This window comes from Mesorhizobium sp. M0060 (assembly GCF_040323155.1).
GTDB lineage: Bacteria > Pseudomonadota > Alphaproteobacteria > Rhizobiales > Rhizobiaceae > Mesorhizobium.
The window spans coordinates 101053-122830 of the sequence record NZ_JAMYUP010000002.1 but is presented as its reverse complement, the minus strand read 5'-3'; the positions used below and the strand labels follow the sequence as shown (position 1 = coordinate 122830).

25 protein-coding genes are annotated in these 21778 nt (G+C 62.9%); 14 read left to right on the top strand and 11 right to left on the bottom strand.

The window, feature by feature from the left end:
* Positions 1-41: 41 nt before the first annotated feature.
* The 7 genes from NKJ94_RS02865 to NKJ94_RS02835 form a co-directional block, all read right to left on the bottom strand.
* The gene (locus NKJ94_RS02865) at positions 42-440 is read right to left on the bottom strand and encodes a hypothetical protein (protein WP_352522880.1); all 399 of its coding nucleotides are present in this window, start codon (positions 438-440) and stop codon (positions 42-44) included.
* A gap of 269 nt (positions 441-709) precedes the next feature.
* Positions 710-1741, bottom strand: coding sequence for a peptidoglycan -binding protein (locus tag NKJ94_RS02860; RefSeq protein WP_352522879.1), 1032 nt, complete (start codon positions 1739-1741; stop codon positions 710-712).
* Between the two features lies 1 nt (position 1742).
* Positions 1743-2768, bottom strand: a complete 1026-nt coding sequence (locus tag NKJ94_RS02855; RefSeq protein WP_352522878.1) for a MotA/TolQ/ExbB proton channel family protein — start codon at positions 2766-2768, stop codon at positions 1743-1745.
* A 116-nt stretch (positions 2769-2884) separates the two neighbouring features.
* Entirely contained in the window at positions 2885-3592 is a 708-nt protein-coding gene (gene trhA, locus NKJ94_RS02850; protein ID WP_352522877.1) for a PAQR family membrane homeostasis protein TrhA, read from the bottom strand.
* Positions 3593-3691: 99 nt separating this feature from the next.
* Entirely contained in the window at positions 3692-4492 is an 801-nt protein-coding gene (locus NKJ94_RS02845) for an inositol monophosphatase family protein (RefSeq protein ID WP_352522876.1), read from the bottom strand.
* 81 nt (positions 4493-4573) lie between these two features.
* On the bottom strand, positions 4574-5140 hold the full coding sequence (gene efp, locus NKJ94_RS02840; protein WP_023678016.1) for an elongation factor P: 567 nt from the start codon (positions 5138-5140) through the stop codon (positions 4574-4576).
* A 137-nt stretch (positions 5141-5277) separates the two neighbouring features.
* A complete protein-coding gene (locus NKJ94_RS02835) occupies positions 5278-6135 on the bottom strand; it encodes a LysR family transcriptional regulator (protein WP_352522875.1) in 858 nt (285 codons plus the stop codon).
* 110 nt (positions 6136-6245) lie between these two features.
* Here NKJ94_RS02835 and NKJ94_RS02830 point away from each other — a divergent pair, with 110 nt between their 5' ends.
* A complete protein-coding gene (locus NKJ94_RS02830) occupies positions 6246-7262 on the top strand; it encodes a zinc-dependent alcohol dehydrogenase family protein (RefSeq protein WP_352522874.1) in 1017 nt (338 codons plus the stop codon).
* Positions 7263-7307: 45 nt separating this feature from the next.
* Here NKJ94_RS02830 and NKJ94_RS02825 read toward each other — a convergent pair whose 3' ends face one another.
* From NKJ94_RS02825 to NKJ94_RS02815, 3 genes are all read right to left on the bottom strand, one after another.
* Positions 7308-8300, bottom strand: a complete 993-nt coding sequence (locus tag NKJ94_RS02825) for a tetratricopeptide repeat protein (RefSeq protein ID WP_352522873.1) — start codon at positions 8298-8300, stop codon at positions 7308-7310.
* A 40-nt stretch (positions 8301-8340) separates the two neighbouring features.
* Complete coding sequence (locus NKJ94_RS02820) at positions 8341-8988, bottom strand: thiamine phosphate synthase (RefSeq protein WP_352522872.1); 648 nt, start codon at positions 8986-8988, stop codon at positions 8341-8343.
* A gap of 176 nt (positions 8989-9164) precedes the next feature.
* Positions 9165-10061, bottom strand: a complete 897-nt coding sequence (locus NKJ94_RS02815) for a DMT family transporter (RefSeq protein ID WP_352522871.1) — start codon at positions 10059-10061, stop codon at positions 9165-9167.
* A 132-nt stretch (positions 10062-10193) separates the two neighbouring features.
* Between NKJ94_RS02815 and NKJ94_RS02810 the strand changes: the two genes are divergently transcribed.
* Positions 10194-10643 (top strand): Lrp/AsnC family transcriptional regulator, encoded by a 450-nt coding sequence (locus tag NKJ94_RS02810; protein ID WP_352522870.1) that lies wholly within the window; start codon positions 10194-10196, stop codon positions 10641-10643.
* A 95-nt stretch (positions 10644-10738) separates the two neighbouring features.
* Positions 10739-11509: a sulfite exporter TauE/SafE family protein gene (locus tag NKJ94_RS02805; RefSeq protein WP_352522869.1), complete on the top strand. Its 771-nt coding sequence runs from the start codon at positions 10739-10741 to the stop codon at positions 11507-11509.
* A 41-nt stretch (positions 11510-11550) separates the two neighbouring features.
* Here the strand turns inward: NKJ94_RS02805 and NKJ94_RS02800 are convergent, their stop codons facing one another.
* Entirely contained in the window at positions 11551-12102 is a 552-nt protein-coding gene (locus tag NKJ94_RS02800; RefSeq protein WP_352522868.1) for a DUF2269 family protein, read from the bottom strand.
* Between the two features lie 577 nt (positions 12103-12679).
* Between NKJ94_RS02800 and rcdA the strand changes: the two genes are divergently transcribed.
* The 11 genes from rcdA to pal all read left to right on the top strand — a co-directional run bounded on the left by rcdA (position 12680) and on the right by pal (position 21593).
* Positions 12680-13207, top strand: coding sequence for a protease adaptor protein RcdA (gene rcdA / locus NKJ94_RS02795; RefSeq protein ID WP_352522867.1), 528 nt, complete (start codon positions 12680-12682; stop codon positions 13205-13207).
* A gap of 316 nt (positions 13208-13523) precedes the next feature.
* Positions 13524-14033: a crossover junction endodeoxyribonuclease RuvC gene (gene ruvC / locus NKJ94_RS02790; protein WP_352522866.1), complete on the top strand. Its 510-nt coding sequence runs from the start codon at positions 13524-13526 to the stop codon at positions 14031-14033.
* A 10-nt stretch (positions 14034-14043) separates the two neighbouring features.
* Complete coding sequence (gene ruvA / locus NKJ94_RS02785) at positions 14044-14664, top strand: Holliday junction branch migration protein RuvA (protein WP_352522865.1); 621 nt, start codon at positions 14044-14046, stop codon at positions 14662-14664.
* Between the two features lie 43 nt (positions 14665-14707).
* Positions 14708-15748, top strand: a complete 1041-nt coding sequence (ruvB, locus tag NKJ94_RS02780) for a Holliday junction branch migration DNA helicase RuvB (protein WP_352454896.1) — start codon at positions 14708-14710, stop codon at positions 15746-15748.
* Between the two features lie 145 nt (positions 15749-15893).
* Entirely contained in the window at positions 15894-16364 is a 471-nt protein-coding gene (gene ybgC, locus NKJ94_RS02775; RefSeq protein ID WP_302893633.1) for a tol-pal system-associated acyl-CoA thioesterase, read from the top strand.
* 296 nt (positions 16365-16660) lie between these two features.
* Positions 16661-17371 carry a protein TolQ gene (gene tolQ, locus NKJ94_RS02770; protein ID WP_023677997.1) on the top strand — a complete coding sequence of 237 codons (711 nt, stop codon included), beginning with the start codon at positions 16661-16663 and terminating at the stop codon, positions 17369-17371.
* Positions 17372-17380: 9 nt separating this feature from the next.
* Entirely contained in the window at positions 17381-17839 is a 459-nt protein-coding gene (gene tolR / locus NKJ94_RS02765; protein WP_352522864.1) for a protein TolR, read from the top strand.
* Between the two features lie 7 nt (positions 17840-17846).
* Positions 17847-19004, top strand: a complete 1158-nt coding sequence (gene tolA, locus NKJ94_RS02760) for a cell envelope integrity protein TolA (RefSeq protein WP_352522863.1) — start codon at positions 17847-17849, stop codon at positions 19002-19004.
* Between the two features lie 40 nt (positions 19005-19044).
* Positions 19045-20355, top strand: a complete 1311-nt coding sequence (gene tolB / locus NKJ94_RS02755) for a Tol-Pal system beta propeller repeat protein TolB (RefSeq protein WP_352522862.1) — start codon at positions 19045-19047, stop codon at positions 20353-20355.
* Between the two features lie 97 nt (positions 20356-20452).
* Positions 20453-20830, top strand: coding sequence for a four helix bundle protein (locus NKJ94_RS02750; RefSeq protein ID WP_352522861.1), 378 nt, complete (start codon positions 20453-20455; stop codon positions 20828-20830).
* A gap of 256 nt (positions 20831-21086) precedes the next feature.
* Positions 21087-21593, top strand: a complete 507-nt coding sequence (pal, locus tag NKJ94_RS02745) for a peptidoglycan-associated lipoprotein Pal (RefSeq protein WP_352523065.1) — start codon at positions 21087-21089, stop codon at positions 21591-21593.
* Positions 21594-21778: the final 185 nt, after the last annotated feature.

The following is a 21778-nucleotide window of genomic DNA, read 5'->3' as shown; positions in this document are numbered from 1 at the left end:
CTGGTGAAGGCTTGACTGGTGAAAAAGCCAGCTCTTCCTTTTCAGCCGTTCGGATAGTATCCGCCATCGGCGCCATCGCCGATCAGGGCGTTACTGCCGGTGGACGTGCGGAGTTTCTGGCTCAGGTCGTCGACCTGGTGCAGCAGTTGCTGATACTGCCTGACCGGCATCGTGCCATGTCCCGCGGCAGCCGTCCTTTGCGCGACACGGCTGATATGAGCGGCCCGCATCTGCAAGCTGTGCGCCTCGGCCGGCGTGATCTTGTTCACCTGCCTGGCGGCGGCAATGCCGTCATCCAGGCTCTGGACCTGATCGATCAAGCCAGCCACGCGCGGGCTGTATACGGCGCTCGACGCCGCGTAGGCGCCGGAAAACGGGGCTGTCACGAGAAATGCGGTGAACGTTGCAGTCCTCAGAGCAGTGGGAGCGAAGAAGCGCATGATTGCGTCTCCTTTTACTGAGGAAGGCGGTGATTGGGCTGTCCTGCCTTCCGGCCGCGGGCCGTCAGGTTCCGTCGCGTCGCGATGAACGGTTCCACCGCCGGCGGTTCTCGGCCCACGACCAAGGCTAAAAGGCGATGGCGGCAAAGTGTAATTAAAAAAAGGTAATCTTTTTCAGGCCTTGCCGGTGCCGCACCGGTGCCCTAAATGCCGCCGACGTGAGCCGGCTCGATCCGGTGCATGTTGCTTGCGAGCCAAAGGGTTGCAGATCACCGTTCGGTGAGCTTCAGCTCGATGCGGCGGTTCTTGTTGCGCGCCTCTTCGGTATCGGCGGGGTCGAGCGGCTGGAATTCGCCGAAGCCGGCCGCGACCAGCCGGTTGGCCGGCACGCCGTTCTCGATCAGGAACTTGACCACCGATGTCGAGCGCGCCGTCGACAATTCCCAATTGTCGCGGTAGCGGCCGGTGCCGGAGAGCGGCTTGTTATCGGTGTGGCCGTCGACGCGCAGCACCCAGTTGATCTCCGGCGGGATCTCTTTCTGCAATTCGATGATGGCGTCGGCGAGCTTTTTCATCTCGACCTTGCCGGCATCGTTGATCACTTCGGAGCCGGTCGGGAAAAGCACCTCCGACTGAAAGACGAAGCGGTCGCCGACGATGCGGATGTTCTCGCGGTCGGCGAGGATTTCGCGCAGCCGGCCAAAGAAGTCGGAGCGGTAGCGGTTCAACTCCTGCACCCGTTGCGCCAGCGCGACGTTCAGGCGGCGGCCGAGATCGGCGATCTTGGTGTTGGATTCGCGGTCGCGCGTTTCGGACACGTTGAGCGCTTCTTCGAGCGCTCCGATCTGCCTGCGCAGCGCCGCGATCTGCTGGTTGAGGATCTCGACCTGGCTCAGCGCCTGCTGGCTGATCTGGCGCTGACTGTCGAGTTCGCCGGAAAGCGCAGTGGCGCGCTGGTTGGCCGCGTCGCCGGCACCCGCGCCTTGCGCCAGCAATTGCTCGAGCCGGCTCTTTTCAGCCTCTGACGCCGACAGCGACGCCTGCAAATTGGCGAGCGAATCTTCCTTGTCCTGCGTCGTCGAGCGCTCCAGCGCCAGAAGCTGCGTCAACTCATTGATCTGGGAATTGAGGCGGTTGAGCACCGTGTCCTTGCCGGAGATCTCGCGACCGAGCAGGAACTGCGCCAGCACGAAAACCGTGAGCAGGAACATGATCGCCAACAGCAGCGTCGACAGCGCATCGACGAAGCCCGGCCAGTAATCGATGCGGCGGTCGGAGCGCCGGCCTCGCGCCAACGCCACGTCAGTGCACTCCAGGCTTCTTCAAGGCGTCGGCGATTTTCTCCAAGGTGTTGCGCATCGCCTTCTGCTCGTCGGACTGGGCCTCGACCCAGTCGCGCATGATCTGCTGCTCCGAGCGCATGTTCTTGACCAGGCCGGAAATGCCGTCGGCGAGATTGGCCATGGCGGTGGCGACGCGCGGATTGGAGCCGCCGCCATTCTCCTGCAGGGTGCGCAGCTTTTCCGACAACAGCCGGATTTCATCGGAGGGTTCGGTCTTGGCCGCGTCGGCAACGACGATGTCGGAGGACAGGTCGGTGACCGAGGACAGCCAATTCTCGAGCTCGGTGTAGAAGCGCGTCTGGGCACGGCCGGCCTGCAGGTCGAGGAAGCCGAGCACCAGCGAGCCGGAGAGACCGAACAGCGACGACGAGAAGGCGGTGCCCATGCCGGCCAACGGGGCGGAAAGCCCCTGCTTCAGGGATTCGAGCACGGCCGCTGCATCGCCGGTGCCGGGATCGAGCGACTCGATGGTTTCGCGGATCGAGCCGATTGTGTTGAGCAGGCCCCAGAAGGTGCCTAGCAGGCCGAGGAACACCAGCAGCCCGACAAGGTAGCGCGAGGTGTCGCGGGTTTCGTCGAGGCGGGTGGCGATCGAATCCAGCATGGTGCGCATCGAACTGGTCGAGAAGGCAATCGTCGACGAGCGGCCGATCATCGCCTTCATCGGCGCCAGCAGCACCGGTTCGGTGGTTTCGGAACCGGCGCGGAACGAGTTGACCCAGCGCACCTCGCGGAACAGCCGGCCGACCTGGACGAAGGCCAGCAGGATGCCGACCGCCAGCACCCCGACGATCAGGCCGTTGAGGCCGGGATTGGTGACGAAGGCGGTCGAAATCTGGCGGGTCAGGATGGCGGCGATAAAGGCCACGATAAACAGAAAGATCACCATGGTCAGGAGAAAGACCTGCGGGCTCGACAATTTGTGCGGGTCGTAGATCAGAACGTCGGAGCGCCTGCCCATGCCGAAGGATCTGAGAAAAGTCATCCGTGCCCCGTTTCCGATGCCGTCGCCGCCGATCACGTTGTGTTCGCGACTCTAAACGGAATTGTGACGAAATTGAATGGCGCTTGGCAATATTGCGACCCGTTCGCGCCCGGCGGTCAGAATCGGTTGATGACCAGGCAGTCGACCATGGCGGCCAGATGCAGCCCGGCGCCGGTAACGACAAAGCCGTGCCACAGCGCATTGTGGAAGCGCAGGCCTTTCCAGGTGAAGAAGATCACGCCACAGGAATAGACGATGCCGCCGGCAACGATAAGCGCGATCGATGTCGCCGGCAGCGTCCGTACGAGCGGCTCCACCAGAACGATGCCGCTCCAGCCGATGGCGAGATAGAAGACGATCGCCAGCCGGTCGAAACGGCCGGGAAGAAAGACCTTGATGGCGATGCCGACCGCCGCGGCAATCCAGACCAGGACGATCATCGAAACAGCCAGCGGCGAGCCGCCGAGCTGGGCGAGGAAAGGCGTGTAGGTCGCAGCGATAAGCAGGTAGATCGCCGCGTGGTCGAAACGCCGCAATATCCATTTCGCCGGCGACGACACCGGCCAGAGATTGTAGGCCAGCGAAACCGACAGCACGGTGAGCAGCGAGACCACATAGAACGCGGCAGCGACATATTCGCCGGGGCCGGTTCGAAAGGCGGCCAGTGCCAGCAGCGTCGAGCCGGCAGCGATCGCCAGTACGATGCCCACGGCGTGGACGATGCCGTCGGCGATGATCTCGGCGCGCGAGTAATGCCAGCGCCCCATGAAGGGGATGTCGATCTGGGATAGTTCGCTCCGGGATTTGGGCTGGCTGTTCGTCATCGATGATCCTGCGTCGCCTTATCTGGGCGGCCGCGGGACAGTATTTCAAGCTTTGGTTGCCGTTTTGCGACTGCGGCGCTTCAGCGCGGTGCGCCTGTATTAGCGCGGCGTGACTGGCTTCTTCACCGTCTTCAACAGCGCGCGCTGCATGAGTTCGTTGCCGGCAACGACCGAACCGGCGGTCAGCATCTCCTGGCCGCCGGCGAAATCGGAAACGAAGCCGCCCGCCTCGCGGATCAGCAACATGCCGGCGGCGATGTCCCAGGCCGACAGGCCGATTTCCCAAAAACCGTCCATGCGGCCGGCGGCGACGTAGGCGAGATCGAGCGAGGCGGAGCCGAAACTACGCACGCCCGAGACCTCGGCCATGACATTGCGCAACTCGACAAGGAAATTGCCGTGCTGGCCACGTCCGAGATGCGGCATGCCGCAGCCGATCACCGCATCGACCAGCTTGGTGCGGCCGGCGACGCGCAACCGGCGGTCGTTCATGAAGGCGCCGCCGCCACGCTCGGCGGTGTAGAGCTCGTCCATCGCCGGATTGTAGATGACGCCGGCGACGATCTGGCCTTGGCGCTCCAGCGCGATCGAGATCGCGAAGAACGGAATGCCGTGCAGGAAATTGGTGGTGCCGTCGAGCGGATCGACGATCCAGCGATGCTGGCCGTCGTCGCCCTCGATCACGCCGCGTTCCTCCATTAGGAAAGCGTAGCCGGGCCGCGCCTTCGACAGTTCGGCAAAGACGATGTCTTCCGCCTTGCGGTCGGCCTGGCTGACATAGTCGCCCGGTCCCTTCATCGAAACCTGCAGGTTCTGCACTTCGCCGAAGTCGCGCGACAGCGAGCGGCCGGCCTTCATAGCGGCCTGGACCATGACATTGAGGATCGCGGAACGCGCCATTGCTCTTCTTCCTGCCGCTGCGCCTATTTGCTTTGACGCATGATCTTATCCAAAAAGTCTGCAACCTTTTGGGATCATGCCTTAGTCGGCGCGGCGCACGTAAGTGATTTCGTTGGTATCGACGATGATGCGCTCGCCCGAGCCGATGAAGGGCGGCACCAGCACGCGGATGCCGTTCTCGAGTATCGCCGGCTTGTAGGACGAGGCTGCCGTCTGGCCCCTCACCACCGGGTCAGCTTCGGTGATGGTCAGCGTCACTTGGTCGGGCAGCGAAATGCCGATCGGCCTTTCGTCGTAGAGCTGGACCGTCACCATCATGCCGTCCTGCAGGAAGGCGGCGCGATCGCCGACGAACTCCTTTTGCAATTCGAGCTGCTCGTAGCTTTCGGTGTCCATGAACACCAAAGCGTCGCCCTGCTCGTAGAGGAAGGAAAAATCCTTCAGATCGAGCCGGATCTGCTCGACTGTCTCGGCCGAGCGGAAGCGTTCATTGAGCTTGGTGCCGTTGATGAGGTTCTTCAGTTCGACCTGGTTGTAGGCGCCGCCCTTGCCGGGCTTGACGGTGTTGGTCCTGACCGCCACCCAAAGGCCGCCATCATGCTCGATGACGTTGCCGGGACGGATTTCGTTGCCATTGATCTTGGCCATGGTGGTGTGATCCGGAAATGAGATGACCGCCGCGAAGGCGATTTGGCGCCTCCAAGACCACAAATCGCCAGGAGAGGCAAGGAGCGCCTTCCGATGAAGCGGGAACGAAGCTGGCCCGGCAGCGCGGCGCGGCAGCCTCAGTCCGTCCCGACGATGGCGGTCACGGCCTCGGTCACGGCGTCGGCCACCTTAGACAAAAGATGCAGGTGCGGCGAACGCAAGACGACAATTCGCAGCGACAGCTCGAGGCCGGGAGCGTCGACCAGGGCAATGCCCTCCGGCAGCTTTTCCTGCAGCAGCCGCTTGGGCAGCAGGCCAAGGCCTTGGCCTCGACGAACCCAGTCGATCTGCAGCGCGCTGTCCTGAATCTCGGCGCCGACCATCAGCCTGTGGCCGCCCTCGGCAAGGGCAGCCGCCAGCCGCCGGCGCGCGTCGCAAGGCTCAGGGCTGAGGACCCAGGGCGTGGTCCTGACATCGGCTTGCCGGCAGGTGTTTTCGGCAGCGATGATGCCGAGAGGCTCGGTTCCAACGACGCCGTCGCCAGCTTTGGAATTGCTGCCGTCCAGGATGAAAGCGAGGTCGAGCTGTCCGCGCTTATGCTGGTCGGCCAACTCAATACTCCAGCCGCTCTTCAGACGCAGCGAAACCTTCGGAAACCGCGCGACGGCATCAGCAATGGCGGCGGCCACGGCTTTGTCGCAAAGTCCATGCGCGAGGCCGAGCCGCAGCAGACCCTCCGGCTCGTTACCCTTGGCGAATAATCTCAGCGCGTCGACGGCGGCGAGAATGTCCTTGCCGCGTGCCAGCACCTCGACTCCGGCCGGAGTCAGTCGCGACGGCTTTAGCCGGCGGTCGAGTAATTCCGTGCCGAGCATCTCCTCCAGCCGCTGGATCTGGCGGGTGACGGCCGGCTGCGTCAACGGCAGGCGTCGAGCCACCTTCTGAATCGAACCCTCCTCGGCAAAGAGGGCCAGCGTTTTCAGTTCTTCGAGCATGAGACACCTACATGTTACAGAGGCATAATTATTCTGAACATTATGAATTTGAAATCGGGCGCATGGCAAGCGATTTTTCCTCCAGCAGGGCCAGCAGGAAAGGAACAACGATGAAAGCGATCGAACTGCAAAACCCGGGCGGCCTCGAGAACCTCAGAATGGTCGAGCGGCCGATGCCTGAACCAGGGCGCCAGGAGATGATTGTCAAGGTCAAGGCCACGGCGCTGAACTATCGCGATGCCGAGATCGTCCGCGGCAGCTATCACACGAAGTTTGCATTGCCGCTGGTGCCGCTTTCGGACGGCGTCGGCGAAGTCATTGCCATCGGCGCCGAGGTCAGCCGGTTCAAGATCGGCGACCGGGTCTGTGGCACGTTCTGGCAGCGCTGGGTCGGTGGCAGTTTCGCAATGGCCGAGCCCTCCTATCAACGCGGCGGCCCGATCGATGGACTGCTCAGCGAATTTGCCCGGCTCGACGAACAGGCGGCGGTGCTGGCGCCAGCCAATCTGAGCGACGTCGAGGCGGCGACGCTGCCATGCGCCGGCGTGACGGCATGGCATGCGCTGTTTACGGAAGGCAGTGTGAAGCCTGGCGAAACCGTGCTTTGCCTCGGCACCGGCGGCGTTTCGCTGTTTGCGATGCAGTTCGCCGCGGCTGCTGGGGCGCGCGTCATCGTGACGTCGAGCAGCGACGACAAGCTTGCACGGGCAAAGCAACTTGGCGCGCAGGATGGCGTGAACTATCGCACCGATCCCGACTGGGCATCGGCCGTGCTGGGATTGACCGATGGCCGCGGCGCCGACCATATCATCGAGGTTGGCGGACCGCAGAGTTTCGCACAATCGCTGAGGGCAGCGGCGCGCGGCGCCCAGATCAACGTCATCGGCTATCTCGGCGGCAGTGATGGCGCGATCAACCCGCTCGATATCTTCCGCCCGCAGGTCAGAGCGCGAGGCATACCGGTGGGCTCACGCGAATCCTTCGAGGCGATGAACCGCGCCATTGTCGTCAACCGGTTGAGACCGATGATCGACCGGGTCGTGCCGTGGAGCCGGGCTGCCGAAGCCTTTCGGTACCTTGAACACGGCTCGCCCTTCGGCAAGGTCGTCCTCGATCACACGCAATGAGCCCGGGCTGACGAAGTCCGGGTGCAATGAATCGCGAGATCGCGGTCAGGGCAGGCGGTTGGCCCGTTGCAGCGCCTGCTGCGTCTGCTCGTCGGTCAGGCCCTGCAGGAAATCGTCCATCTCTTGGTCGATGAGCCCGGCGCGGCGGGCGACAACATACCAGGCGCCGGCGAGGATCAGATCCGGGTCGGTGCCGATGCCGTTCATGTAGAGCTTGGCGAGACGGTTCTGGGCGGCGACATTGCCGCCTTCTGCGGCCTGCTTCATCCAGTTGAAGCCGGATTTCAGGTCGCGGGCGCCGCCGCGCCCCTCGATCATCCAGGTGGCGAGATCGATCTGTGCCGTGTCGTAGTTCTGCCGCGCGGCCTGTGTCAGCAGGCCGCGGGCGCGGACATCGTCGCGCGGCTTGCCGCCGGCGCCATTGGCGTAGACCTGTGCCATCGCATACTGTGCGTCGGCAAGCCCGGTCGCGGCAGCGCGCTCGTAATAGGATATGGCTTTGGTGATACCGACATCGCCGGGCTCCTGTTCGACCATCAGCTGCGCAAAATTGAACTGCGCCAGGCGGTTGCCGGCCTCGGCGGCGGCCTGCATCAGCGCATAGGCCTCCTTCTCGTCCTTTTTGACGTAGCGGCCGTCGAGCAGCATCAGCGCATACTGGAATTGCGATTCCGGAATGCCCTGCTCGGCGGCAAGCGCATACCACTTCGCCGCCGCCGCCGCGTCGATCGGCACACCGAGGCCACGCGACAATATCTCGGCCACCAGCGTCTGTGCCGCCGGATCGCCGTTTTGAGCCCGGGAAAGCGCAAGGTTGTAGGCCGTCTTGTAGAGGCCGCGCTGAAACGCGCCGTAGGCGGCGTCCGACGGTTTTGCCCCGAAGCGCTCGGGGTTTATGGTGTCGGCCGACGGTAACGGGGCCATGGTGGCGGGCTGCGGCAACGGTGCGGCGATCGGCTTGTCGGCAGGTTCGCTGGAATCCGGCCTGGGCTGTGGCAGCGGAACGGTTTCCGCCGCTGGGGCCTGGGTCACGGCCATTGCAAGCAACGCACCGAAAAGGATCGTCCGCGAGAGCACGTCAGTCCTCGAAGCGCGGCGCGGTTTCGTCGAGCAGCGCGTTGGCGGCGGCGACCGCCGTCTTCGGGTCGACACCATCGGCAAAGACGGCGCTGGACAGCGCCACGAATTCGGCGCCGGTGGCGGCGACCGCTTCCACCGAGGCAAGGTCGGATCCGGCCATGACGATGCAAGGGATCTGGATCACATCCGCCCACCATTGCCCTAGCGACAGGTTACGAGGGTGCGGCTCTGGCTTGTTGTCGTAGCCGAAGCGGCCGAAGAAAATATAATCGGGCCTCACCTCGCCGAGTTCCAGCGCGTCGTCGCGGGTCTTGGCGCCGCCAGTGCCGACCATCATCTTGGCCTGGAAGTGTCCGATCGTTTCGGCGAGCTCGTCCTTGCCGACCTCGACATGGATGCCGTCGGCCTGAACGCGGCCGGCGATGCGGGTGTCGCCGGCAATGATGACGGCAACGCCGGCCGCTTGCGCCACCGGCACGATCCGCTCGGCAAAGGCCTGGAAAGAGGCCTCGTCCATGCCGTTTTCCGGCAGGATGAGCGAGGCGACGTCACCGCCGTCGAAAGCCGCCGCAATGTGCTCGGCCGGCACGTTCGGCGGCGCGATCAGCACGATACGGCAGCGGTTGGGGGGCGTTGCGTCATTCATTGAGTTCGATCCCGGTTATCGCCTATGCCGGGCGAAGATGGTTGCATTGCGGCATAGAGCAAAGTGCGGGAATTGAACAGACGGCAGGGGGATCACGATTGCCGTCAACAATTCTATCGGGCTTGGCGTGTGACTGCCGTTGGCCGAAATTCTCCTCGCTTGGTCGCTTGCGGGCTCTAGGCAGGCACTTTCGATTTCCATAGCGACCAGCCGAGGTTCATGCCGGCGGCGGCGACCAAGATGGCGGCGGCGCCGACGATCTGGGCCGGATGCAGCCGATGGCCGAAAGCGACGACATCGACCAGGATCGCGGCCACAGGGTAGATAAAAGACAGCGATCCCTGCAAATGCGTCGGCAGCTTCTGAATGGCGCCGTACATGAGGATGTACATCAGGCCGGTATGGACGATGCCGAGTGTCGCCAGCATGACCCAGCTCCGCGCATCGGCGGGAAGGTGGGTGAGATTGGCGAACGGCGCCAGCATGAGAACGCCGACGCAGACCTGGATCAGGGCGATCAGGTGTGGCGGCGTGCCTTTGAGTTTCTTGGTGACGATAGCCGCAACGGCCCAGAAGAAAGCCGCGGCCAGCGCCATCGCGATGCCGGTAAAGTAATCCGCGCCGTGATCACCTGCAGCGGGGCCAGCATCGGGTGCGGCCTGCACGATCAGCAGCATGCCGGCGAAGGCGATGCCAAGCCAGGTCAGCTTGATCATCGTCAGCCGTTCGGAGAAGAAGAGCGCGCCAAAACCCACCAGCATGAAGGGCTGCGTGTTGTAAACGGCCGTGGCGATCGAGATCGACGCGCGGGAAAACGCGCTGAACAGCAACAGCCAGTTGATAACGATGGCAGCACCGCCGAGAGCCGCGATCGCGACAATGCGAAGCGACAGCCTGCCACGCAGCAGTCCCAGCGCCGCGCAGATGATCAGCAGCGTTACCGCCCCGAAAGCACAGTGCCAGAACACCACGTCCATGATAGGTTGGCCGGAAAGGACGACGAACCAGCCGATCGTGCCGAGGATCGCCATCGCCGCCGTCATTTCGATCGTGCCGCGTATCGTGTTGTCCATGGATGCTCCTGAAACCCGTTGAGATTTTATAATCCCACGGCGGATCGGGTATTTCCATGACTTGCAGCTGGTGATATGCAGAGTGAACCTCATTTAATTAGGTAAACATCGGTTTTTTCTTGGAATTGTAAAATGCTGGACGAACTCGACAGAAAGCTCCTCGATATCCTGGTGAAGGATTCACGGACCTCGCTAAAGGAACTGGCGCTGCAGGTCGGGCTGTCGTCGCCAAGCGTTTCGGAGCGGCTTCGGCGGCTTGAGGATCGCGGCGTCATCCGCGCGTTCACCATCGACATCGATCCGCAGGCGCTCGGCTACGCCTTGCAGGCGATCGTTCGCATCCGGCCGTTGCCGGGCAAGCTGCACATCGTCCAGAAGCTGATCGAGGAAACCCCGGAATTCGGCGAATGCGACAAGGTGACGGGCGATGACTGCTTCGTCGCCCGGCTGTTCGTCCGCTCGATCGGCGAGCTCGACCGGATTCTCGACCGTATCGCTGACAAGGCCGAAACCAGCACCGCTATCATCAAGGCGCAGCCGATCCGGAGGCGCCCGCCGCCGCTCGACATGCCAAACATGTGACGGGCTCCGCTGGCGTGGCCCACATATTTGCGGTCGCGGTCTGACCATTTCTGGTCTATTCCAGAGTTCAACTTTCCCTCCAGCGTCCCTTCCCCATGTCAGGCCTGCTCGTCGATCCCTGGTTCTATGCCGCGGCCATTCCGGCCGTCATCCTCGTTGGCCTGTCGAAAGGCGGCTTCGGCGGCGCCGTCGGCTTTGTCGGCGTGCCATTGATGGCGCTGACCATGCCGCCGGTTCAGGCAGCCGCAATTCTTTTGCCAATTCTGTGCCTGATGGACATTGTCTCGGTGTGGACATGGTGGGGCATCTTTGACCGCAGGATGCTGGTCGACATGATGCCGGGTGCCGTGGCCGGCATCGCCCTCGGCTGGCTGACGGCGGCGCTTGTTACCGAAGAGATGGTGCGGCTGATCGTCGGCGCGGTCGCCCTGATCTTCGTGCTACGCTGGATTTATGTGCAGATCCGCCATGGGGCGACACATTCCGCGCAGCCCAACCGCGTCGCCGCCGGCTTCTGGGGTGCCGTCGCCGGTTTCACCAGCTTCGTCGCCCATGTCGGCGGCCCGCCGTTTCAGGTCTATGCGCTGCCGATCAGGCTCGATCCGAAGGTGCTGTCGGGCACCGCGGCGATCTTTTTCGCCGTGACCAATGCGCTGAAGCTCATCCCCTACTTTGCGCTCGGCCAGTTCGACACCACCAACCTGACCGCGTCGGCGGTGCTGATGCCGCTAGCGCCGCTGTCGACCATCGCCGGCGCCTGGCTGGTGCGGCGGATGCGGCCGGAGCTGTTCTATCCCTTCACCTATGCGACCGTGGCGGTCGTCGCGGTCAAGCTTCTGTGGGACGGCATCGCCGGCCTTTTATAAGACGGCGGCCCCCAGCCGGCCGCCGCCGGATTCTTTAAGCCTCAGGCGGCACTCGGCAGCAGCGGCCGCGTCCTACCAAACGCGAGAGCAACGCCCGTTGCCAGCACCAACGCCATGCAGCCAAGAATGGTGATGTCGTGCAGCGTCGGCTTCAGCACCATGTCGGCGATGATCACGAGCATCACCGAATAGTCGAAGCGCGCAGCATTGAGAACGCGCTGGCCCTGGGCAAGCACTGCCGGCGTCACGCCATCCTTGGCGATCATACCGGCCATGCGGTCGGCAGTCGGCTTGAAGACGAACATGCCGATGCAGAAGGTCGTCGCATAACCGGCAAGGCCGATCAGCACCCACAGATCGGAAAAGCCGACCCAGAAGCCGCACATGATGAGGCCGAAGAGCAACGTCAGCATCGACATCGGCGCGAAGAACCGGTTGCCGAGCTCGCCGGTGGCGCGCATCGCCTGCAGCATGCCTTCGACGTTTCCAGCGCGATCGGCGCGGACCGCAAGCAGCATCAGCGTGAAGCCGCCGCCGACCCAGAGGATCGCCGAGACGATGTGCAGAAATTTAACGACCGAGTACCAGTCCATGGTTCGCTCCTTGAGAAATTTGATGATTGCCGGAGCGCAAGGTTTGCTCCGCCTCGTTGCGAGGAGCGGGCGTTTAGCGCGGCGCCTGTTTCGGAACGATGTCGCGCGGAGGGCGGTTTTGTTTCGGTATGTCGGTCACGATCTGGAGGAACCATTGCGTAAGCGCGTTGCTCCACTTTCCAGCCGGTGGTGCAAACGATCCTTAGCCGGTCGGCTGTGCTGTTCCGGCACAGATGCTGGGCGCTTGATCAAAAAATATGCCCTTCGTTAAGGCTTCGTTAAGCTTTACAGGCGTTTACTATGCCCATCCAGTGATCTGGATTCTTACCGAGTGGTTGGAGCCACTTTGTTTGACGCCTCCCTGTTAAACTCCTGAGAGCCGCCTTATCCGCGGCTCTTTTTTTGTTCGTCGGCAAGGAGCCCTTGGCGTCAAATGGGGCCGTTAACCGTTTGTTAAACATGTGCTTGCCTTCGCTGCCGGCGAAGCGCATTTTCAAGCTTCAGTCGTTTAGGCTGCCGGATGTGACGGCCAAGAGCCAAATCGGCCGGCTGTTAGGCAAGTGCAGGGGCGTAGCAAATGAACGAGCCTTCGAAGGCCGGCGCGAAAACCATCAAACTGGCGGAGCGCCGGGTTTTCTCCCAATCCTTCAAGCCGCTCTATCAGGAAGGCATGGGCCTGGTCGAGCAGGCGGCCGAATATCTCGACGGCAAGGGCCGGGCCGAGGCCAAGAAGCTGTCGAGGCTGGCGGCGACACTTTATGCGGCCGAATCGATGCGGCTGACCACAAGGCTGATGCAGGTCGCCTCGTGGCTGCTTTTGCAGCGGGCGGCGAATTCCGGCGAGATGACCCGCGATCAGGTCGCCTCCGAAAAATCCAAGGTGCGTCTGGACACCGCCTCCGCGCATGAGGAGGCGCCCGGCTGGGCCGAACTGCCGAAGGATTTCATCGACCTCGTCAACCGGTCGCTGCGCCTACAGGCGCTGGTGCGCCGCATGGACGAGGAGATCTATGGCGGCCTCGCCGAGGTGCCGCCGTCGAGCCGTCGCCTCAATCCGGTCTCCGACCAGATCACGCTGCTAAACACGGCTTTCGCCCGCGGCTGACAGGCTGCTTGATAATTCTACTCTGACGGACACCTGGCGCGGTTTTCTGCGCTTACCTGCAGCGCCGCGCGTCCTTTTGGACGCGCAAAGGACGCTGCAGCACTTTGATTACGCATGATCCCGAAAATCGAACCCGATTTTCGGGATCATGCGATGCTCACGGACCCAAATGTCCGCTCCGCTTCGGTTCTCGAAAACCACACCATCTGCCTCGTCAGAGCGAATTCTCAAACAGCCTGTGGGACACAGTGTAAGCCCGTTTCTGGTTTGTTCACATTTTGCTGGCATCGCTGTCCGCTGGGGGTAAAGTTGGCGGATGGGGGAAGCGATTCGCATCATCGGCATCGATCCGGGGCTTAGGCGTACCGGCTGGGGCGTCGTCGAAAGCCTCGGCAATTCGCTGCGCTTCGTCGCTTCCGGCACCGTGCGGTCCGACGACAGAGCGGCGCTGGCGGTGCGTCTTTGCCAATTGCATGACGGGCTCGCCGAGATCCTGCATGCCGCGATGCCGCACGAGGCGGCGGTCGAGCAGACCTTCGTCAACAAGGATGCCGCGGCGACGCTGAAACTCGGCCAGGCACGGGGCATCGCCATGCTGGTGCCGGCGCGCGCCGGCCTTGTCGTTGCCGAATATGCGCCAAACGCCGTCAAGAAGGCGGTGATCGGCGTCGGCCATGGCGACAAGAAGCAGATCCATATGATGGTCAAGGTGCTGATGCCGAAGGCGACTTTCGACACAGACGACGCCGCCGATGCGCTGGCTATCGCCATCTGTCACGCGCATCACCGGCAGAGCATCGCCTACAGGATGGCGGCGCTGGCATGACGGTTCCGGCATGATAGGCAAGCTCAAAGGCACGCTGGACGAGATCGATGAGGATTTCTGCATCGTCGACGTGCATGGCGTCGGCTACGTCGCCTATTGCTCGGCGCGCACGCTTGCCGCGTTGCCGCCGCCCGGCGAGGCGGTGGTGCTGTTCATCGAGACCTATGTGCGCGAAGACATGCTGCGGCTCTATGGGTTCCAGTCGGTGCTGGAGCGCGAGTGGTTCCGGCTGTTGATGAACAATGTGCAGGGCGTCGGCGCCAAGGTGGCGCTGGCAATCCTGTCGACGCTGGCGCCGGCCGACCTCGCCAATGCGATTGCGCTGCGCGATATCGCCATGGTCAGCCGTGCGCCCGGCGTCGGCAAGAAGGTGGCCGAGCGCATCGTTACCGAATTGAAGAACAAGGCGCCGGCCTATGCGGGCACTGCCTCCGGCACCATCGGCCTGAAGCAGGAGCTCGGCGAGGGCGTTGCCTCGGCGCCGATCACCGACGCCGTCTCGGCGCTGGTCAATCTCGGCTATTCGCGCGACACCGCCGCCAATGCGGTGGCGGCAGCGCTGAAGACGGCAGGCGAGGAGGCGGACGCCTCGAAGCTGATCCGCTTCGGCCTGAAGGAGCTGGCACGGTGAGACGTTGCTTGTCCGGTCCCTTGCCATATGCAAGGAAGGCGGCATGAGCCTTTCGCCACGCCTCATTGCTCCCGACAGACGCGGCGAGGACGCCGAGCAGACCTTGCGGCCGCAGACGCTTGGCGACTTTGTCGGCCAGGCGGCGGTGCGGGCCAATCTCAAAGTGTTCATCGAAGCCGCCAAGGGGCGCAGCGAAGCGCTCGACCATGTGCTGTTCGTTGGCCCGCCTGGCCTCGGCAAAACGACGCTGGCGCAGATCATGGCGCGCGAGCTTGGCGTCAATTTCCGCTCGACCTCGGGTCCGGTCATCGCCAAGGCCGGCGATCTGGCGGCGTTGCTCACCAACCTCGAAGACCGCGACGTGCTGTTCATCGACGAGATCCACCGGCTCAACCCGGCGGTCGAGGAAATCCTCTATCCGGCGATGGAAGATTTCCAGCTCGACCTGATCATCGGCGAGGGGCCGGCGGCGCGCTCGGTCAAGATCGACCTGGCCCGCTTCACGCTTGTCGCCGCCACCACCCGGCTCGGCCTTTTGACCAACCCGCTGCGCGACCGGTTCGGCATTCCGGTGCGGCTCAATTTCTACTCGGTCGAGGAACTCGAGCAGATCGTGCGGCGCGGCGCCCGCATCCTTGCCATGCCGCTCGGCGACGACGGTGCCTTGGAGATCGCCCGGCGGGCGCGCGGCACGCCGCGCATCGCCGGCCGGCTGTTGCGCCGGGTGCGCGACTTCGCCAGCGTTGCCGGCGACGGCCATGTCGACCGCAAGATCGCCGACGAGGCGCTGACGCGGCTGGAGGTCGACGGGCTCGGCCTCGACGCGCTCGACCGCCGCTATCTCTCAATGATCGCCCGGAATTTCGGCGGCGGGCCGGTCGGCATCGAGACCATCGCTGCCGGGCTTTCCGAGCCACGCGATGCCATCGAGGACATCATCGAACCCTTTCTAATCCAGCAAGGCTTCATCATGCGTACCCCGCGCGGCCGCGTGCTGGCGGCCAATGCCTGGCGGCATCTCGGCCTCGACGCGCCGAAGGACCTGGCGCAGCAGCAGATCAGCCTGTTCCAGGAAGAGCCCTAGCTTGCGGCTTCGTTGCCGATAGTCCCGGAAACAGCAACACTGCCAGCGAGAACAGCTCCGCCCTCCAGGTCTTGATCATCGCCGGTCTATGCGCAAAACAGGTGGTGCCAAAACAGATGCTCGTCGGGACCAAAAGGACAGCGCAATGGACGATCACGGTGAATCGGCATTGTCCGCCGGGCTTTCCGGCGCGCTGACGGAATTCGGCCATCGATTGATGGCGCGGGTCTATTATGCAGACACCGATTTTTCCGGCGTCGTCTACCACGCGCGCTATCTCGAATTCTTCGAGCGCGGCCGTTCCGACTATCTGCGGCTGGCCGGCGTCCACCACACCGAGCTTGCCGACGGCAAGCATGGCGAGAGAATAGTCTGGGTGGTGCGGCGCATGGAGATCGACTTCCGCGGTTCGGCCCGCATGGACGACATCCTGACCATCGATACGCGCACCGACGAGATTTCCGGCGCCCGCATCGTCATGGCGCAACAGTTGAAGCGCGGCAGCGAAGTGCTGGTCGAGGCGCGTGTCGAAGCGGCGATCGTCGGCGAGAACGGGCGGCCGCGGCGCTTTCCCAAGGACTGGATCGCAGCCTTCATGCCCAGAACGCGCAAATAAGGGCCCAGAGGCGGACGATCCCGGAGATCCCGGTCGGGGCCAGGATCGCCGGGCGGCTCGTCGGGGCGCGGCAATGCGCCGCGCTGTACGTCCTAACCCATCCTTAACCATAACGGTCCATGAAGGGATTGGTTAAGATTGGGAGAATCCAAGCGCCTTCCTTTCACCAATATTTGCCCCGAAAAGGCCGCCAACGGTGCATTTGGGGTTATTCCGCAAGCCTAACGCGAACGGACCACAAGGGATGCCCATGGGCCAGCCGCCAGCCACGCCCGGAAAATCTTTAAGGACGTAACATGGAAAACATCGCTCTCGCCGAACCGGGCGCGCATTTATCGATTTGGGCCTTGTTCATGCAGGCCGGTTGGGTGGTCAAGCTGGTCATGATCGGGCTGCTTGGTGCCTCGATCTGGACCTGGGCGATCATCGTCGACAAGCTCGTCGCCTATGCCCGCATGCGGCTGGCGCTCAATCGCTTCGAACAGGTGTTCTGGTCGGGACAGTCGCTGGAAGAACTTTACCGCACGCTCGCCGACCGCAAAACGACCGGCATGAGCGCGATCTTTGTCGCCGCCATGCGCGAATGGAAGAAGAGTTTCGAGAAGGGCGCGAAATCGCCGCTCGGCCTGCAGACCCGCATCGACAAGGCGATGGATCTGGCGTTGACCCGCGAGATGGAAAAGCTGGAAGGGCGGCTCGGCTTCCTCGCCACCACCGGCTCGGCGGCGCCCTTTATTGGCCTGTTCGGCACGGTCATCGGCATCATGACCTCGTTCCAGGCGATCGCCGCCTCGAAGAACACCAGCCTTTCGGTGGTCGCGCCCGGCATCGCCGAGGCGCTGCTGGCGACGGCCATCGGCCTGCTCGCCGCCATCCCGGCCGTCATTGCTTACAACAAGCTGTCGTCGGACGCGAGCAAGATCGCGGTGCGCATGGAAGGGTTCGCGGATGAGTTCTCCGCCATACTCTCGCGCCAAATCGATGAAAAAGTCGCGCAGAAGGCCTGAGGAACGATCATGGGAATGTCCGTAAGCGCAGGTGGCGGAGGACGCGGCGGGCGCGGCCACAGGCGGCGCGGCCGCCATCACGCCCTGATCTCGGAGATCAACGTCACGCCGATGGTCGACGTGATGCTGGTGCTGCTGATCATCTTCATGGTCGCGGCACCGTTGCTGACGGTCGGCGTGCCGATCGACCTGCCGGATACGCAAGCCAAGGCGATGAACGCCGATACGCAGCCTATAACCGTGTCCATCAACTCGGCCGGTCAGATCTACCTCCAGGAAACCGAGATCCCGATCGAGGAATTGGTGGCCAAGCTGCAGGCGATCTCGAAGACGGGCTATGACGAGCGTATTTTCATCAGGGGTGACAAATCTACCGACTATGGCACGGCCATGAAGGTGATGGCCCGCATCTCGGCTGCCGGCTACAAGAATATCGGCCTGGTTTCACTGCAGGAACAGGATCAGTAGACGCAAGATGAGGACCGGCCTCACCACATCGGTGATCTTGCATACGGTGGCGATCGCCTTCGGGCTGTTCACGTTGTCCTCGCCGCCTGCGATGCCTGCGTCCGATGCGGAATCGGTGTCGGTCGAGATCGTGCCGATGGAAGCGACGGCACAGGTCCTGCAAGGCGACAAGAAGGCTGTGATGCACGACAAGCCGGCACCGCTACCGACGCAGCGTCCCGACATCGTTCCCGACGCCCAGAAAGTCGGCGAGAACAGCGTCGATACCGACAAGCCGCCGACACCTGAGCCCAAGCCCCAGCCAGTCGATATGACGGCGGCTCCGCCACCCGCGCCGACGCCGGTCGAAAAGCCCAAGCCCGAGGACGTGCCAAAGCCAAAGGAAGAGCCGAAGCCTATTCCCGCTACAGAGGTAGCGCCGGTGCCGCAGCCGAAGGAAGAGGTCAAGCCCGAACCGGTCAAGCAGACCGATCCCAAGCCGACGCCGGCCAAGGAGCCGACGCCCACGCCGCCGCAGGACAAGACTGCCGCGATCGATCCACAGCCCGAGGTCAAGCCGGATGCCGTCGCCGAGGCGATTGCCAAGGAACCGCCAACCGAGGAGGCGCAGCTTCCGGACTCGGCGCCGGCGCCCGAGGCTCGGCCGAAGCCGCAGCCGGTCCAGGCCGAAAGCGCCAAGGCGCCGGAGCGCAAGGATGCCGACAAGCCGGTCAAGGAAGCCTCATCCAAGCCGAAATCGGACGACAAGCAATTCAACGCCGACGAGATTTCGGCTCTGCTCGACAAGCGGAAGCCGGCCGGTGGCGGCGCCAAGCGCTCGACCCAACAGTCGTCGCTCGGCGGCGACAAGGACCAGGGCCAGAAGCTTTCGAAATCGGAGCAGGGGGCATTGGAGGCCCAGCTTGGTGGCTGCTGGACACTTCCGGTAGGGCTTGAGGGTTCGGAGGATTTCGTCGTCGTGGTCCGGTTTAATCTGGACGCCTCCGGTAAGTTGGATGGCCGGCCGAGCGTCGAAAAGTCGAGCGGAAACCGCCCGTTTGACGAAAGTGCCGTTCGCGCGGTTCAGAAATGCGATGTGGCCGGCCTGCAGGTTCCCGCGGGCAAGCAAGACATCTGGTCCGACGTTCGGGTCACCTTCGACCCCAGGGAGATGCTCGGCCTTTAGGGCCGGCGCCCACAGATTCAGCGAAGAGAAACGAGAAGACATGAAATCCATCCTCAAGCCGCTCCTGACGATCGCAGCGATGGCGCTGGGTATGACTGTTGCGGTCACCCTGCCGGCACGAGCGCTCGTTGAGCTCAACGTCAACAAGGGCAATGTCGAGCCGTTGCCGATCGCCATCACCGATTTCCAGGGCGGCGATGCGCTTGGCGCCGAGATTTCTGGCATCGTCAGCGCCGACCTGAAACGCTCCGGCCTGTTCGCGCCGATCGACAAAAGCGCCTTTATCGAAAAGATCTCGAACCCGGATGCCACGCCGCGCTTCGAAGACTGGAAGGTGATCAATGCGCAGGCGCTGGTTACCGGCAGCGTTGGCAAGGAGGCAGACGGCCGCGTCCGCGCCCAGTACCGGCTATGGGACACCTTTGCCGGCCAGCAGATGTCCGGCGAGCAGTTCTTCGCCAACGACGCCAATACCAGGCGCGTCGCCCACATCATCGCCGATGCCATCTACGAACGGCTGACCGGCGAGAAGGGCTATTTCGACACGCGCGTCGTCTTCATCGACGAGTCCGGCGCCAAGAATGCGCGCAAGAAACGCCTCGCCATCATGGACCAGGACGGCGCCAACGTCCGCTATCTCTCGAACGGCAAATCGATCGTGCTGACGCCGCGCTTCTCGCCGAACCGGCAGGAAATCACCTACATGTCCTACGAGAGCGGCCAGCCGCGGGTTTACCTTTTGCAGATCGAGACGGGGCAGCGCGAACTGGTCGGCAATTTCCCCGGCATGACGTTTGCGCCGCGCTTTTCGCCGGACGGTCAGAAGGTAATCATGAGTCTTCTGCGCGACGACGGCAATTCCAACATCTTCGCCATGGATCTGAGAAGCCGCTCGACGACCAGGCTTACCAATTCGACCGCCATCGACACCTCACCGTCCTACTCGCCTGACGGCAGCAAGGTGGTGTTCACTTCGGATCGCGGCGGCCGCGCTCAGATCTATGTGATGGACGCCGACGGCTCGGGCCAGACCCGCATCTCGTTCGGCGACGGCGTCTATTCGACGCCGGTGTGGTCGCCGCGCGGCGATCTCATCGCCTTCACCAAGCAGACCGGCGGCGAATTCCAGATCGGCGTCATGCGCACCGACGGTTCGGGCGAGCGCATCCTATCCACCGGCTTCCAGCAGGAAGGGCCGACCTGGGCGCCCAACGGCCGGGTGCTGATGTTCTTCCGCGATTCCAACGGTGGACCAAAACTTGTTTCGGTCGATCTCACCGGCCGCAACGAACAGTCGATCCCAACGGCGAACTTCGCCTCGGACCCGGCCTGGTCGCCGCTGCTGGAATAGAGGAATAGAGGAATAGGGGAACTGAGGAATAGAGGAACTGAGGAATAGAGGAACTGAATTGAGGAACCGAGGAACTGACGAGTTGAAGAACTGAAGAATGGAGAAGGCAGCGGCCTACATCGAGCACGCGAGGGATTTGGAAGTCTACAAGCGTGCCTATGCGGTTTCCCTTGGGGTACACAGAGCCACGCTTGCTTTTCCGAAAATGGAGCAATACGCGCTCGCCGATCAACTTCGTCGTTCCAGCAAGGCGATCTGCGCCAATTTGGCTGAGGGTTTTGCCAAACAGACCCACTCCAAGCCCGAATTCGCACGGTTCATTTCGATGGCCATAGGGTCATGCAGTGAAGTGGAGACGTGGATTTCGTATGCGTTCGATCTCGAGTACATCACACAGGCGCAACGCGACGATTGGTTGCAATCCTATGCCCGCATCTACGGAATGCTGGTCAATCTCAGAGAGAAGCTGAGGTGATCTCTTTCCTCAATTCCTCAACTCTTCAATTCTTCAATTCCCTCTTTTTCATGTTTTGGCCGCATTTCCGCCTACGGTCCGCGCTCATTGTCGCCCTTGAGTAGCCCTCGGCAGAACGGTTGCGGACGGCAGCCGAAAACCAAATTTTAACGGCAGCCGAAAACCAAATTTTAACCGTGTTTCTTGAGCGCTGGTTAACCCAAACGTGGTTACTGGAGGATCAATGAAATCACTCGAATTGCGAAGGAGAGGCGGCATGGGCCGTATCGCAGCACTTACCACAAACCCGGTCATGATCGCGCTGGTCGCGATGCTCGCGATCACCGGTTGCGCCTCGAAGAAGACGCCGAACAGCGCCGCCGATCTCGGCCTCAACGGCGCCGGCGCGGCAACGCCGGGCTCGGCCCAGGACTTTACCGTCAACATCGGCGACCGCATCTTCTTCGATACCGACTCGTCCTCGATCCGCGCCGACGCGCAGACGACGCTGTCGCGCCAGGCGCAGTGGCTGAACCAGTACAAACAGTTTGCCATCGTCATCGAAGGCCATGCCGACGAGCGCGGCACGCGCGAATACAATCTGGCGCTCGGCGCCCGCCGTGCTGCCGCCACCCGCGACTTCCTGGTCGCCAAGGGCGTTTCGGCGCAGCGCCTGAAGACCATTTCCTACGGCAAGGAGCGTCCGGTCGCGGTTTGCGACGACATCTCCTGCTGGTCGCAGAACCGCCGCGCCGTAACCACACTAGGCGGCGCCGGTTCTTGATCGGCATAAATGCAACACTTGGTGCGAAAGGCGGCCAAAAGGCCGCCTTTTTCATATCTGCTCGCTCCAATTCCTACGGCAAGGAGCGTCCGGTCGCGGTTTGCGACGACATCTCCTGCTGGTCGCAGAACCGCCGCGCCGTAACCACACTGGGCGGCGCCGGTTCTTGATCGGCATAAATGCAA